Origin of the sequence: Paraburkholderia sp. 40 (assembly GCF_050434105.1) — a bacterium.
In the GTDB taxonomy this organism is placed as follows: domain Bacteria; phylum Pseudomonadota; class Gammaproteobacteria; order Burkholderiales; family Burkholderiaceae; genus Paraburkholderia; species Paraburkholderia tuberum.
Map to the genome: position 1 here is coordinate 3905831 of NZ_JBNPVY010000004.1, position 14205 is coordinate 3920035.

The 14205-nt window shown below is 65.1% G+C and carries 14 protein-coding genes; 11 read left to right on the top strand and 3 right to left on the bottom strand.

What is annotated here, in order from left to right:
- Positions 1–86 precede the first annotated feature (86 nt).
- From dapF to hslU, 8 genes are all read left to right on the top strand, one after another.
- The gene (dapF, locus tag OKW28_RS40025; RefSeq protein WP_429453631.1) at positions 87–1022 is read left to right on the top strand and encodes a diaminopimelate epimerase; all 936 of its coding nucleotides are present in this window, start codon (positions 87–89) and stop codon (positions 1020–1022) included.
- A gap of 57 nt (positions 1023–1079) precedes the next feature.
- Entirely contained in the window at positions 1080–1838 is a 759-nt protein-coding gene (locus tag OKW28_RS40030) for a DUF484 family protein (protein WP_429453633.1), read from the top strand.
- A 28-nt stretch (positions 1839–1866) separates the two neighbouring features.
- A complete protein-coding gene (xerC, locus tag OKW28_RS40035) occupies positions 1867–2790 on the top strand; it encodes a tyrosine recombinase XerC (RefSeq protein ID WP_429453635.1) in 924 nt (307 codons plus the stop codon).
- 61 nt (positions 2791–2851) lie between these two features.
- Complete coding sequence (locus OKW28_RS40040) at positions 2852–4054, top strand: class I SAM-dependent rRNA methyltransferase (protein ID WP_429453637.1); 1203 nt, start codon at positions 2852–2854, stop codon at positions 4052–4054.
- Positions 4055–4286: 232 nt separating this feature from the next.
- A complete protein-coding gene (locus OKW28_RS40045) occupies positions 4287–5387 on the top strand; it encodes a CobW family GTP-binding protein (protein ID WP_429453639.1) in 1101 nt (366 codons plus the stop codon).
- 682 nt (positions 5388–6069) lie between these two features.
- On the top strand, positions 6070–6489 hold the full coding sequence (gene dksA, locus OKW28_RS40050; RefSeq protein ID WP_090802202.1) for an RNA polymerase-binding protein DksA: 420 nt from the start codon (positions 6070–6072) through the stop codon (positions 6487–6489).
- Between the two features lie 339 nt (positions 6490–6828).
- Positions 6829–7365 carry an ATP-dependent protease subunit HslV gene (hslV, locus tag OKW28_RS40055; RefSeq protein ID WP_184051150.1) on the top strand — a complete coding sequence of 179 codons (537 nt, stop codon included), beginning with the start codon at positions 6829–6831 and terminating at the stop codon, positions 7363–7365.
- A 10-nt stretch (positions 7366–7375) separates the two neighbouring features.
- On the top strand, positions 7376–8722 hold the full coding sequence (gene hslU, locus OKW28_RS40060) for an ATP-dependent protease ATPase subunit HslU (protein WP_429453641.1): 1347 nt from the start codon (positions 7376–7378) through the stop codon (positions 8720–8722).
- A 133-nt stretch (positions 8723–8855) separates the two neighbouring features.
- Here the strand turns inward: hslU and OKW28_RS40065 are convergent, their stop codons facing one another.
- The 3 genes from OKW28_RS40065 to OKW28_RS40075 form a co-directional block, all read right to left on the bottom strand.
- Positions 8856–9398 (bottom strand): response regulator transcription factor, encoded by a 543-nt coding sequence (locus OKW28_RS40065; protein ID WP_018419102.1) that lies wholly within the window; start codon positions 9396–9398, stop codon positions 8856–8858.
- Positions 9395–10705: an ATP-binding protein gene (locus tag OKW28_RS40070; protein WP_429453644.1), complete on the bottom strand. Its 1311-nt coding sequence runs from the start codon at positions 10703–10705 to the stop codon at positions 9395–9397. Before OKW28_RS40070 ends, OKW28_RS40065 begins: the two co-directional genes overlap by 4 nt.
- 335 nt (positions 10706–11040) lie before the next feature.
- The gene (locus OKW28_RS40075) at positions 11041–11265 is read right to left on the bottom strand and encodes a cysteine-rich CWC family protein (RefSeq protein WP_429453646.1); all 225 of its coding nucleotides are present in this window, start codon (positions 11263–11265) and stop codon (positions 11041–11043) included.
- Between the two features lie 265 nt (positions 11266–11530).
- On the opposite strand from OKW28_RS40075, the gene argB reads away from it, so the two are divergent.
- The 3 genes from argB (at position 11531) to slmA (ending at position 14107) form a co-directional block, all read left to right on the top strand.
- Positions 11531–12430: an acetylglutamate kinase gene (gene argB, locus OKW28_RS40080; RefSeq protein ID WP_018419098.1), complete on the top strand. Its 900-nt coding sequence runs from the start codon at positions 11531–11533 to the stop codon at positions 12428–12430.
- A gap of 157 nt (positions 12431–12587) precedes the next feature.
- Positions 12588–13355 (top strand): HAD-IA family hydrolase, encoded by a 768-nt coding sequence (locus OKW28_RS40085; protein ID WP_429453648.1) that lies wholly within the window; start codon positions 12588–12590, stop codon positions 13353–13355.
- Positions 13356–13396: 41 nt separating this feature from the next.
- The gene (gene slmA, locus OKW28_RS40090) at positions 13397–14107 is read left to right on the top strand and encodes a nucleoid occlusion factor SlmA (protein WP_429453650.1); all 711 of its coding nucleotides are present in this window, start codon (positions 13397–13399) and stop codon (positions 14105–14107) included.
- The last annotated feature ends 98 nt before the right edge of the window (positions 14108–14205 follow it).

A 14205-nucleotide genomic window follows, 5' to 3' on the forward strand; every position in this document is an offset into this window, starting at 1 on the left:
TGATTCACCCAACGGCCGGTGAGGCCGGGATTTTCGGCTCCGCCCGCACGCGCGAAGCCCTACGCAGCAACGGATACACGGAAAACGTGAAGCTCAAATTCACCAAAATGCACGGCGCGGGCAACGACTTCGTCGTACTCGACGGCTATACCCAACCGGTTGATCTAACCACGGCGCAGGTGCGCGCGTTGGCGAACCGCCATTTCGGCGTCGGCGCCGACCAGTTGCTGCTGGTCGAAAAGCCGACCGTCGAAGGCGTCGATTTCAGATATCGCATCTTCAATTGCGACGGCGGCGAGGTCGAACACTGCGGCAACGGCGCGCGCTGCTTCGTCAAGTTCGTGCGCGAGCGCGGCCTCACCGACCAGCGCAGCGTGCGCGTGCAGGTCCAGAAAGGCACAATCACGCTGACGATGCAGGACAACGGCGAAGTGATCGTCGACATGGGCACGCCCGTGTTCGATCCCGAACTCGTGCCGTTCGCGACCAAGGGTCTGCAAGGCCGCCGCGAAGGCGAGGATACGCTCTGGCCGCTCGACGTGAACGGCACGACGCGCTGGATGTCGGTCGTGTCGATGGGCAATCCGCACGCCGTGCAGGTCGTCGACGATGCCGAGGTGTTCCCGGTGCTCGTCGAAGGTCCGGCCATCGAGCGGCACACGCGCTTCCCGCAGCGGGTCAACGCGGGCTTCATGCAGATCGTCGACCGCAACGAGATCAGGCTGCGCGTCTACGAACGCGGCGCGGGCGAAACGCTGGCGTGCGGCACCGGCGCGTGCGCGGCGGTCGCGGCCGGCATCCGGCGCGGGCTGCTGGATTCGCCGGTGCTCGTACATACGCACGGCGGCGATCTGACCATCACGTGGGACAGCGCGCACCCAGGCGCGCCGCTGCTGATGGCCGGCCCCGCAGCCACCGTCTTCGAAGGGGAGATCGAGTTGGCCGAAGAGGCGTCGAGCGCCTCGTCGGACTCGACGCAGCACAATCCGTCCAGCCCGGCCGACATGGCGCCCTCCGTCTAACTCATTGACCGACGCGCCGCCGTCAGGCGGCCGTCCCGTAGTCCTCTAGCCGAAACCATGAACGATCGCGAAGTCGCCGAATACCTGCTCGCCAATCCCGAATTCTTCGTCGAACACGCGGAAACGCTCGCGACGATCCGGCTCGCGAACCCGCACGGCAAAGCCGCGGTGTCGCTGCAGGAGCGGCAGATGGAGATGCTGCGCGACAAGAACAAGCATCTGGAGCGGCGTCTTGCCGAACTGCTGCGCTACGGTCACGAGAACGACAGCATCGCGTCGAAATTCAACCGCTGGACCATCCGTGTGATGGCCGAGCGCGATCCATACGCGCTGCCGCGCACGATCGCCGGCGGACTGCGCGACATCTTCGACGTGCCGCAAGCGGCTCTGCGCGTGTGGGACGTCGCCGAGCCGTATGCGCAAGCGGACTTCGCGCGCCACGTCAGCGAGGAAGTGCGCATTTTCGCGGGCAGCCTGAGTACGCCGTATTGCGGCGCGAACACCGGCTTCGAGGCCGCGCAATGGCTCGCGCAAGCTGCGGTCGCGTCCCACGGGACGACCAACCTGGCGGCAAGCGCGACAACGAGCGCGACCGACGACCTCGGCGTCGCGTCGAACGGGACGGCGCAGAGCACCGAATCGATCGCGCTGCTCGCGCTGCGCGACCCCGAAGGCGCCGAAGACGCGCCGACGTTCGGCCTGCTCGTGATGGGCTCATCCGACCCGCGGCGCTTCCACGAAGGCATGGCCACCGATTTCCTCACGCAGATCGGCGCGCTCGCGAGCGCCGCGCTGAGCCGGCTGCTGCCGCGCTGAGCCGCGCCACGCAACGTCACCGCGTACCGTGACCGCCGCCGACCCGATCGCCGCCTACCTGTCGCATCTCGAGCACGAGCGGCGGCTGTCGGCGCACACGCTGCGCGGCTACACGCATGAACTCGCGGAACTGAAGCAGCTCGCCAAAGGCCGAGCGCTCGAAAGCCTCACCGCCGTCGACATCCGCGGCGCCGTCGCGCGCGCGCACGCGGGCGGTCTCACCGCGCGGTCGATCGGCCATCGGCTGTCGGCATGGCGTGCGTTTTATCGCTGGCTCGCGGGCCACGTCGAGTTGCCGGCCAATCCGGTCGCCGCGGTGCGCGCGCCGAAGCAGGCGAAAACGCTGCCGAAGGCGCTTTCCGTCGACGACACCGCGCGCCTGATGGACAGCCCGCCCGCCGACTCGCCCGAAGGCCTGCGCGATCACGCGATGCTCGAGCTGTTCTACTCGTCGGGCCTGCGCCTCGCCGAACTGGTCGGCCTCGACGTGCGTTTCGCCGACGTCGACGGCTATCGCTCGGCCGGCTGGCTGAAACTCGATTCCGGCGAAGTCGAAGTGCTCGGCAAAGGCAATCGGCGTCGCGTCGTGCCGGTGGGCAGCAAGGCGGTCGCGGCGCTGAACGCATGGCTCGCGGTGCGCGAACCGATGGTCCGCCACGATCCGCATCCGCTGTTCCTGTCGGCGCGCGGCAACCGGCTGTCGCCGAACGTCGTGCGCGAGCGCGTGAAGCGCGCGGCGCTCGCCGCCGGCATTCCGGCCAACGTGCATCCGCACGTGCTGCGCCATTCGTTCGCGACGCACGTGCTGCAGTCGAGCGGCGACCTGCGCGCCGTGCAGGAACTGCTCGGCCACGCGAGCATCACCGCGACGCAGGTTTATACGGGCCTCGATTTCCAGCACCTCGCCCACGTCTACGACAGCGCGCATCCTCGCGCAAAGAAACGCAACTGATCACGCGACCGACGCCGCGCGCCACGACGCGCCGCCTTCGCTTGCACTTTACCTACACCTGATGAATACCGTTACGCTCAAACCGTCGAAAGAAAAATCGCTGCTGCGCCGCCATCCGTGGGTTTATGCCAATGCGATCGAGCACGTCGACGGCCGCCCCGCGCCCGGCGCGACCGTGCTCGTGCGCGCGCACGATGGCCGCTTTCTCGCCCGCGCAGCCTACAGCCCGCACTCGCAGATCCGCGCGCGCGTCTGGAGCTTCGACGAAGCCGAGCCGATCGATCACGCGTTCTTCAAGCGCCGCGTGCAGCGCGCGTTCGCGCATCGTCAGGCGATGGTGCGCGACACCGGCGCCGTGCGGCTGATCTTCGGCGAGGCGGACGGTCTGCCGGGCCTGATCGTCGATTACTACGTCGCCGAGGACGCGGATCAGCGCAGCCAGATCGTCTGTCAGTTCATGGCGGCCGGCGTCGAAGCGTGGAAGGACGCGATCGTCGCGGCGCTGGTCGGCGCGACCGGCTGCCCGAACGTCTACGAGCGCTCGGACGTGTCGATCCGTCAGAAGGAAGGGCTCGAGCAGATCACCGGCGTGCTCGCGGGCGAGCCGCCTTCCGAGAAGCTGATCGCGAGCGAAAACGGCGTGCGCTATCACGTCGACGTGCGCAACGGCCACAAGACCGGCTTCTATGTCGACCAGCGCGATAACCGCCTGCTCGTGCAGCAGTTCGCGAAAGATCGCGACGTGCTGAACTGCTTCTGCTACACCGGCGGCTTTTCGCTCGCGGCGCTCAAGGGTGGCGCAAAGCGCGTGGTGTCGGTCGATTCGTCGGGTGAAGCGCTCGCGCTCGCGCAGCAGAACGTCGCGGCCAACGGCTTCGACGCCGACCGCGCGACCTGGCTCGACGCCGACGCGTTCAAGACATTGCGGCGCCTCTACGACGAAGGCGAACGCTTCGACCTGATCGTGCTCGATCCGCCGAAATTCGCGCCATCGCGCGAGCACGTGGACCGCGCCTCGCGCGCGTACAAGGACATCAATCTGACGGGCCTGAAGCTGCTGCGCCCGGGCGGTTTGCTGTTCACGTACTCGTGCTCGGGCGCGATCGATCCCGAGCTGTTTCAGAAGATCGTGTCGGGCGCGGCCGCCGACGCACGCGTCGACGCACGCATCCTGAAGCGCCTTGGCGCGGGCGTCGATCATCCGCTGCTCACTGCGTTCCCCGAAGGCGAGTATCTGAAGGGGCTGCTGTTGCAAATCGCCTGATTGCCCTTATTTTCCCGGTGATTGCGCGTGGCGGCGGCAGCGGCCCGTCTCCGCGCAGGCGGCCATCAGCCGGCCGCAGCGCGGCCGCCCCTGCGCCCGCCTGGCAAATATGTTTCAATGACCGGCTGGACGGGGCCCGCGCCGTCTGGCTGCGGCGGCCCGCCTAACGCATCTGGCTAGCCTTGCGCTAGCGTCCGATCACGCACCGTTTCACGACTTACAGGCGACCCACATGATTCCAGTCACCATCCTGACCGGCTTTCTCGGCAGCGGCAAGACCACCCTGCTCAAGCGCATCCTGAACGAAAAGCACGGCATGAAGATCGCCGTCATCGAGAACGAGTTCGGCGAAGAGAACATCGACAACGAGATCCTCGTGCAGGACACGAGCGAGCAGATCATCCAGATGAGCAACGGCTGCATCTGCTGCACGATTCGCGGCGACCTGTCGCGCGTGCTCAACGATCTGGCCGCGAAGAAGCAGGCGGGCGAAGTGGACTTTGACCGCGTCGTGATCGAAACCACCGGCCTCGCGAATCCGGGCCCGGTCGCGCAAACCTTCTTCATGGACGACCAGATCGCAAGCGAATTCCTGCTCGACGCGATCATCACGCTGGTCGACGCGAAGCACGCGAACCATCAGCTCGACGAGCACGAAGTGGTGCAGCGCCAGGTCGGTTTCGCGGACCGGATGTTCATCACGAAGGCCGATCTCGTCGACGAGCAGCACGTGGGCGATTTGCGCCACCGCCTGCTGCACATGAACCCGAAGGCTACGATCAAGGTCGTTAATTTCGGCGCAGCGGACATCAAGGAAATTTTCGATCTGCGCGGCTTCAACCTGAACTCGAAGCTCGAAATCGATCCGGACTTCCTGAGTGAAGACGAACACGCGCATAGCCACGCGCACGCGCACGACGAGCACGGCCACACGCACGGCGACCATGACGACGATCACGCCAATTGCGATCACGACCATGGCCATTGCGATCACGAAGGCCCGGATCACGGACATCACCATCATGCGCATCACGACGACAAGATCAAGTCGTTCGTGTACCGCAGCGATCGTCCGTTCGATCCGAACAAGCTCGAAGACTTCCTCGGCGGCATCCTGCAGATCTATGGCGAGCACCTGCTGCGCTACAAGGGCGTGCTGTACATGAAGGGCGTCGATCGCAAGGTCGTGTTCCAGGGAGTGCATCAAATGATGGGCAGCGACCTCGCCGCGAAATGGCAACCGGCCGAGAAGAAGACCAACAAGATGGTGTTCATTGGCATCGAACTGCCGCGCGATCTGATCACCGACGGTCTCGACGCCTGCCTCGCCTGAGCGGGCGCAGCGCCGTCGTGCAAGCAAGCCTCGGAGCAAGCCCACGACATGCCGCGCGCAGCGCGGCATGCGCCGTGCTACTTCTAGTGCGGTGAGACGCCCGCCGCCGACTGCGCGGGCGTGAATCCTCTGCTGAAACTGCGCCGCCGCGGCGGCGAGGCCTTTCGAATCCAGGCCATATGAAAAACGCGTGAAAACCCTGCTGTATTAAAGCGTGCGCGACCATCGCTTTTTGGCTTTCTGCGCGTTATATTTTCGGGATATCGCAGCGCCGCAGGCCGGCTTTCAGCAGTTGCGGTGCCGTATTGTGATTCAGTTACAATACGTGCCCACTGGAGAATGACAACGAATTGCCCGGTCGCGCGTATCCCGCGACGGGCCTGAAACGGCGCCGGAAAATCTTGTCCGGAGACACGCCGAAAACGCCGGCGGGCGCGGCCTGAAAGGGCACGCGCTCGTCGGCGAGCGATGCCTCAGGAGCATGTGTGAATCGGTTTCCAGAGGAGTTCGGCCCCGCAGCGGCGTAGCTAGCAACGCCCGGTGTGTGGGCGCCAGGCGCTTCGGCGTCACGACAGTCCAACGTTCGTGGCCACTCTGCGCTGCGCGTCCGCGCGACGCGTTTGCGGGCAATACGAAAGTGCGGGCCCTATGAGTTTTGCCTCACATTGAAGAAGTAAGCCAGATGACGACGAAACGACTCTTGACCGAAGCCGAAATCCTGAAGATGAGCGACAAGGATTACATGAATGCGGATCAGCTCGCCTTCTTCAAGAACAGGCTCGAACAGTTGCAGGCGGACATTCTCCGCAATGCCGGCCAGACGACCGAGAACCTGCGCGAAACGGTCATCGTGCCGGACCCGGCCGATCGCGCCACGATCGAGGAAGAGCATGCACTCGAACTGCGCACGCGCGACCGCGAACGCAAGCTGCTGAAGAAGGTGCAGCAATCGATCGCGCGAATCGAGGCGGGCGACTATGGCTGGTGCGAGGAAACCGGCGAGCCGATCGGCATTCCGCGTCTGCTCGCGCGGCCCACGGCTACGCTGTCGCTCGAAGCCCAGGAGCGCCGCGAACTGCGCCAGAAGCTGTTCGGCGACTGATTATCTGCGGCGCGGCTTCGGCTTAGCGCCCTGAAAACGCTGCTTCGTCGAGAGGCGCACGGTGAACCGTGCGCCTTTTCTTTTTGCGCGACATCCGCGCATGCTCCGCCATCCGTCCCGCCCCGCCATCCCTTCCCGCCTCGTTTCTCAGGCTCCCTGAGCGGATTTTCGGTTTTTCGTCCTATGCGTTCCGGCGGATCTTGATATGACCGCGCGCGCCCTAAAATAGATCGGACATGCGCTCACGAGCGCGCCAGCCGGCGCGCCGTCCGCTGACTGGATTCATGCGGTAGCGCACAGCGCTGCCGCGTCCTACCCGTTTTGCAAAGAGGAACGCATATGGAGCAATTTCACGGCACGACGATCGTTTCCGTGCGCCGCGGCAACAAGGTGGCGCTCGGCGGCGACGGCCAGGTCACGCTCGGCAACATCGTCATGAAAGGCGGCGCGAAGAAGGTCCGGCGCATCTACAACGGCAAGGTGCTGGTCGGTTTCGCCGGCGGCACGGCGGATGCCTTCTCGCTGCTCGACCGCTTCGAGGCGAAGCTGGAAAAACATCAGGGCAATCTGACGCGCGCGGCCGTGGAGCTCGCGAAAGACTGGCGCACCGACCGCATGCTGCGTCGTCTCGAGGCGATGCTGATCGCCGCGGACGCGACCACCACGCTCGTCATCACCGGCAACGGCGACGTGCTCGATCCCGAAGGCGGCATCTGTGCGATCGGCTCGGGCGGTGCGTACGCACAGGCGGCCGCGAAGGCGCTTGCCGACAACACCGAGCTGTCGCCGCGCGACATCGTGGAGAAGTCGCTGGAAATCGCCGGCGACATGTGCATCTACACGAACCATAACCGCGTCATTGAGACGATCGAGTAAGGACCCATCGATGAGCACCATGACCCCCGCCGAGATCGTCTCCGAACTCGACAAACACATCATCGGCCAAGGCCGCGCGAAGAAGGCCGTGGCGGTCGCGCTGCGCAACCGCTGGCGCCGTCAGCAGGTCGACGAACCGCTGCGCCAGGAAATCACGCCGAAGAACATCCTGATGATCGGACCGACCGGCGTCGGCAAGACCGAAATCGCGCGGCGTCTCGCGAAGCTCGCGGACGCGCCGTTCATCAAGATCGAAGCGACCAAATTCACCGAAGTCGGCTACGTGGGCCGCGACGTCGACAGTATCGTGCGCGACCTGATCGAAATTTCGGTCAAGCAGACCCGCGAAACCGAAATGCGCAAAGTGCGGACCAAGGCCGGCGATCTGGCCGAAGACCGCATCCTCGACATCCTGCTGCCAACCGCACGGCCGGTCGGCTTCGGTTCGAGCTCGAGCTCGACCGACACCGCCGATGAAGGCAGCACGACGCGTCAAACGTTCCGCAAGCGCCTGCGCGAAGGCCAGCTCGACGACAAGGAAATCGAGCTCGACGTCGAGCAGCCGCAGGTCGGCATGGACATCATGGGGCCGCCGGGCATGGAAGACATGACCGAGCAGATCCGCTCGATGTTCGCCAACATCGGCGGCGGCAAGAAGATGCGCCGCAAGATGAAGGTCAAGGAAGCGCTGAAGGTGCTCACCGACGAAGAAGCCGGCAAGATGCTGAACGACGAAGAGGTGAAGAGCAAGGCGGTGCAGAACGTCGAGCAGAACGGCATCGTGTTCCTCGACGAAATCGACAAGATCGCGTCGCGCAACGAAGCGGGGGGCGGTGAAGTGTCCCGTCAGGGCGTGCAGCGCGATCTGCTGCCGCTCGTCGAAGGCACGACGATCAACACCAAGTACGGCATGGTGAAGACCGATCACATCCTGTTCATCGCGAGCGGCGCGTTTCATCTCGCGAAGCCGAGCGATCTGATTCCCGAGCTGCAGGGACGCTTCCCGATTCGCGTCGAGCTCGATTCGCTGTCGGTCAACGACTTCGAATCGATCCTCGTGTCGACGGACGCGAGCCTCGTCAAGCAATACCAGGCCCTGCTCGCGACCGAAGACGTGCACCTCGAATTTGCCGACGACGGCATCCGCCGTCTCGCCGAGATCGCGTACTCGGTCAACGAGAAGACCGAGAACATCGGCGCGCGGCGTCTTTATACGGTGATTGAAAAACTGCTCGAAGAAGTGTCGTTCTCGGCCGGCAATCATTCGGGCCGTGCAGTGCAGATCGACGCGGCGTATGTCGATAGCGCGTTGAACGAAATCGCCGAAGACGAGGATCTGTCGCGCTACGTGCTTTGACATGCGCGGTGACAGTGCGAAGCGCTGATGCATGAAAAACGGGCTGCCTTCGCATAGGCAGCCCGTTTTGTTTTGTGCCGCCCTTCCCGCGGCGGCGCCTCGAACAGCCAACGCCGCGCCAGAAGATCGCCGCCTACTGCTTCACCGGCCGCTTCGCCAACTTGCGCTGCAACGTGCGCCGATGCATGTTCAACGCGCGCGCGGTCGCCGAGATATTGCCGTTGTGTTCTGCAAGCACACGCTGGATATGCTCCCATTCGAGCCGCGCCACCGACAGCGGCTGCGGATGCTCGATCGCCTCCTCGGCCTGCAACGCGCTCGCCTCGCTTTGCAGCGCCGACAGGATCGTCTCGACGTTGGCGGGCTTTGCGAGATAGTTGTCGGCGCCGTCCTTGACCGCCTGCACCGCGGTGGCGATGCTCGCGTAGCCGGTCAGCACGAGCATGCGCGCATCGGGCTGCAGATCGCGTAACGGCGCGACGAGCGTCAGGCCGGAGTCGTTGCCGAGATGCAGGTCCACGGTGATCTCGCTGAACTTCTGCTGATTCGCGAGCCGGATCGCCTCGTCCGCGTTGTGTGCTTCGCTCACCGTGTAGCCGCGCCGCGTCAAGCCGCGCGCGAGGATGCCGGAGAACACTTCGTCGTCGTCGATCACCAGAAAATTCTTTTCGCTCATGCCTGTTTCTCCGTGTTGGACGGCGCGGCGCCATGTGGGCTCGCTCCGGAAATCTTGCGCGCGGCGAGTGGTAGTCGCAGCACCGCACGCGTGCCGCGCGGCCGTCCGCCGTTGGCGTCGGTCAGCTCGATCGATCCCTTCAGACGCGCCGCCGCCGAAAACGCCAGATACAGGCCGACGCCGTGACCGCCCTGCGTGCTCTCCACCGGCATCGCGCCGAGCGAGCCGCGCAGCGCGGCCGGAATGCCCGGACCGTGGTCGCACACTTCGAACACGATCTGGTCGCCGCGTGGCGCGAGCACGCAGGACAGTGTCACGTGATCGCGGCTCGCGCGCGCGGCGTTGTCGAGCAGGATCGTCAGTATCTGGCTGACGGCCACCGTGTCGTTGAGACTGACATCGGCGGGCGGTGTGCCAAGCCGCTCGAACTTCACGTGAGGATGGCGCAGGCGCCATTGCTCGGCAAATGATTCGAGCCATTCGTCGACCGGCTGGCGGTTCGTCGTGGTCGTTGCGCGGCTGCGCAACCGCGCGAGCGCCGACGTGCACAGCATCATCTGCTGCTCGAGCAGCTCGAGATCGGCGCGGTAGGGGGCGAGTCCCGCGTCGGTCCGCGCCGCGTCGCGCAATTCTTCGGACAACATCGCGATTGTAGACAGAGGGGTGCCGATTTCGTGGGCCACGGTGGCCGCCTGCACGCCGAGCGCGACCGCCCGTTCGTCGTGGAGCAAGCGCTGCTGCGCTTCTCCAAGCGCTGCGTCACGTAGCCGCAGCGCTCGGGACATGCGCGCGACGAACCACGCAATCAGCCCCACGCTGACCATGAAGTTGACCCACATGCCCGAGCGGTAGTAGTCGAACAGGTTGGCGGGATTCTCGAGATTGAGCGGCACGGAATCGAAACTGAGCATCGCGTAGCAGGCGACCGCGAACGCCGCGAGCCAGGCCATCAGATACCACGGCAGCACGGCCGCCGCGATCGCAAGCGATGGCAGGTACAGCGACACGAACGGGTTGGTGGTGCCGCCGGACAGGAACAGCAGCGCCGACAACGCCCCGAGATCGACCCAGATCTGCCCGAACAGCTCGAGGTTGGACTCGGGACGCTGCTGCGACACGCGCCACCACGTGAGCGCGTTGAACAGCACTTCGAGCCCGATCACGAGCAGCATCGCGGGCAACGGCAGATTGGCGCCGATGAAGATCTGCACGAACGCGATCGTCAGCAGCTGACCGATGATCGCGAGGCTGCGCAGCCAGAACAGATGGCCGAGATTGACGCGGCCGGTGTTGGTTATACGGTGCATGACCCTAGTCTACCCGTTACGCCGCCGCGGCCCGAGCCAGTGGCGCCGCGGCAGACGAAGCCCGTTGCTTCGTCGCCGCGGCCAAACTGCACCCGCTCGACGACGCCCGCCATTATTGCCCCACTCGACCCGGGAAACGCCGTCGCACAATTGCGCGCCGGCTACGCGCTGCAGATGGCCAGCCGGCAGGCCGACGCGATCGCCCCGGATCGGCAGCCGCGGTTCGGCGAATGGGAGCCGGCGCTGGAAGCGATTGCGCGCGATCTGCGGGCGCTGGTGGCGCAGCATCGCCACGCGTCGGCGGTTTCTGATCGGCCCCGGGGCAAACCCGACCATCACGGCCGCTCATGCTCACTCGCCTCGTATGTCGCCTGTGCAATCTCCGCGGCCAAACACTCCGGGCACAGACACCGGCCGCCTGGCTTTAACCGCTCGACCGGTAGCGGCGGCAGCGCGCGGCACCAGCAGTTGGACGGCTCAGTCTGCATGCCGCAGTCGAAAGCATTGCCGCAGCGCGGACAGCGTGCGCTGCGTTCGGAGCGGGGGGAATACGATTTCATCGCAGATCGGCGCTCAGGGCCGGGGACATTCATCAAGCCATGATGCCATGACTGACACGCTCAGGTGCAGTCGTCCGTTCGGCCAATGCACAGCCGTCACGCAAGTGCGTTACGCTTGCTGTTCGCCACCCCCGCGGCCCGTCATGGTGCGGTACGCCAAGCCTGCACCGCCCGTCGCTCGCGCCGCGGCCGAAAACCCTGTTGCAGCGCGCCAGTCCTGTACAATTCGCGCTGTTTTAACTGTTCCGTGCCCGAGCCTGCCGCCATGTCCGAGCTTCCCGACCTCTCGCAGATTGCGCCCACCCTGAAAGCCGAAATTCTGGCCGAGGCGCTGCCTTACATCCGTCAGTATCACGGTAAGACCGTGGTCATCAAATACGGCGGCAACGCCATGACCGAAGAGCGTCTGAAGCAGGGCTTCGCGCGCGACGTGATTCTGCTGAAGCTGGTCGGCATCAACCCGGTTATCGTGCACGGCGGCGGTCCGCAAATCGACCAGGCGCTTAAGAAAATCGGCAAACAGGGCACGTTCATCCAGGGCATGCGCGTCACCGACGAAGAGACGATGGAAGTCGTCGAATGGGTGCTCGGGGGCGAGGTGCAGCAGGACATCGTGATGCTGATCAACCACTTCGGCGGCCACGCGGTCGGCCTGACCGGCAAGGATGGCGGCCTGATCCACGCGCGCAAGATGCTGATGCCGGATCGCGAAACTCCGGGCCAGTACGTCGACATCGGCCAGGTCGGCGAAGTCGAGTCGATCAACCCGGCGGTCGTGAAGGCGTTGCAGGACGACGCGTTCATTCCGGTGATCTCGCCGATCGGCTTCGGCGAAGACGGCCTGTCGTACAACATCAACGCGGATCTCGTCGCGGGCAAGCTGGCGGTCGTGCTGAACGCCGAAAAGCTCGTCATGATGACCAACATCCCCGGCGTGATGGACAAGGAAGGCAATCTGCTGACCGACCTGTCGGCGCGCGAAATCGACGGTCTGTTCGAAGACGGCACGATCTCCGGCGGCATGCTGCCGAAGATCTCCTCCGCGCTCGATGCGGCGAAGAGCGGCGTGCGCTCGGTGCACATCATCGACGGCCGCATCGAGCACTCGGTGCTGCTCGAAATTCTGACCGAACAGCCGTTCGGCACGATGATCCGCTCGCATTGATCGTTGCGGCATCCCCGGCACAGGGGTTGCGTCCGAGCGGCGCGACGCCTGTGCCCCACCTCGCGGCCGGCAGTCCATGCGCGCCCCCGAGCGTTGATGTGGCAATCTCTGTGCATCCGCAGCATGAAACGCCCGTCAGCGGCTGAAGAAATCCACCATGCGCACCCCCACTTCGCGGCGCCGCCGTCCTGACCTCGCAGGCGGCAAGCCCGTCTGGCTGTTCGATCTCGACAACACGCTGCACCGCGCATCACATGCCATTTTCCCCGCGATCAATCGCGGCATGACCCAGTACATCATCGACGCGCTGCAAGTCGACATCGACGAAGCCAACCGTCTGCGCACCGGCTACACGCTGCGCTACGGCGCAGCACTGCTCGGTCTCACGCGCCACCATCCGCTCGACGCGCACGACTTCCTGAAGGTCGTGCACACGTTCCCCGACCTCTGCTCGATGATCCGCCACGAGCGCGGCGTCGCGCGTCTGATCGCGGCGCTGCCGGGCCGCAAGATCGTGCTGACCAACGCGCCCGAAACCTACGCGCGCGCCGTGCTCGCCGAGTTGCGCATCGAGCGGCTATTCGAGCGCGTGATCGCGATCGAGCACATGCGCGATCGCCGCCAATGGCGCGCGAAGCCCGATCACGCGATGCTGCGCCGCGCGATGCGCGACGCGCACGTGTCGCTGAAAGACGCGTTCCTCGTCGAGGACACGCGTTCGCACCTGAAAAACTATCGACGGCTCGGCATCCGCACCGTGTGGATCACCGGGCACCTGCCGCGCAAGCCGCACGCGGACGGTGTACCGACGCGCCTGCCGGGCACCGGCCGGCCGCATTATGTCGACCGCAGCATTCGTTCGCTAAAATCGCTACGACTGGGCACGCGCTCGGTTCGATGGAAGGGACGCAAGCCGGGACAGTAGGGACGAAAGCCGCCAACGACATCAGCCGGGGGACCACAGCCATGCAGCCGATCGACAAGCCTGACGAAACCTCAGCCGCAGCCTCCCCCGCGGCGCCGGCCGCCACACGCTCGCCGCGTCCGAAGCCGGGCGAGCGTCGCGTGCACATCCTGCAGACGCTTGCCAGCATGCTCGAGGCGCCGAAGCGCGAGAAGGTCACCACGGCCGCGCTCGCCGCCCGGCTAGGTGTGTCGGAAGCCGCGCTGTATCGCCATTTCGCCAGCAAGGCGCAGATGTTCGAAGGTCTGATCGAGTTCATCGAGCAGACACTGTTCGGCCTCATCAACCAGATCACCAATCACGAAAACAACGGCGTGCTGCAGGCGCGCGCGATCGCGCTGATGCTGCTCAACTTTCCCGCGAAAAATCCCGGCATGACGCGCGTGCTGACCTGCGAGGCACTGATCGGCGAGCACGAGCGACTCACCGAGCGCGTGAACCAGATGCTCCAACGGATCGAGGCATCGCTGAAGCAGTGCTTGCGGCTCGCGCAGACCGAAGCGCTTGCCCGTGCGAATAACGACGTCACAGGCAACGCCGGCGCGCAGACCGCACCGCAATCCACTGCGTTGCCTGCCGACTACGATCCCGCAATTCGCGCGAGCCTGGTGGTGAGCTATGTGATCGGCCGCTGGCATCGCTATGTGCGCAGCGGTTTCGCGCGGCCGCCCGCCGAACACGCGCACGAGCAACTGCTGCTGATTCTTCAGTAGTCCGCGAGGACTCGCACCCTTCGCGCGGCATCGCCCGTGCCGCTGCCGCGCGGAATTTTCCGCTATACTTTGCGCCTGATGTTGCCGCGGCCTTCCGA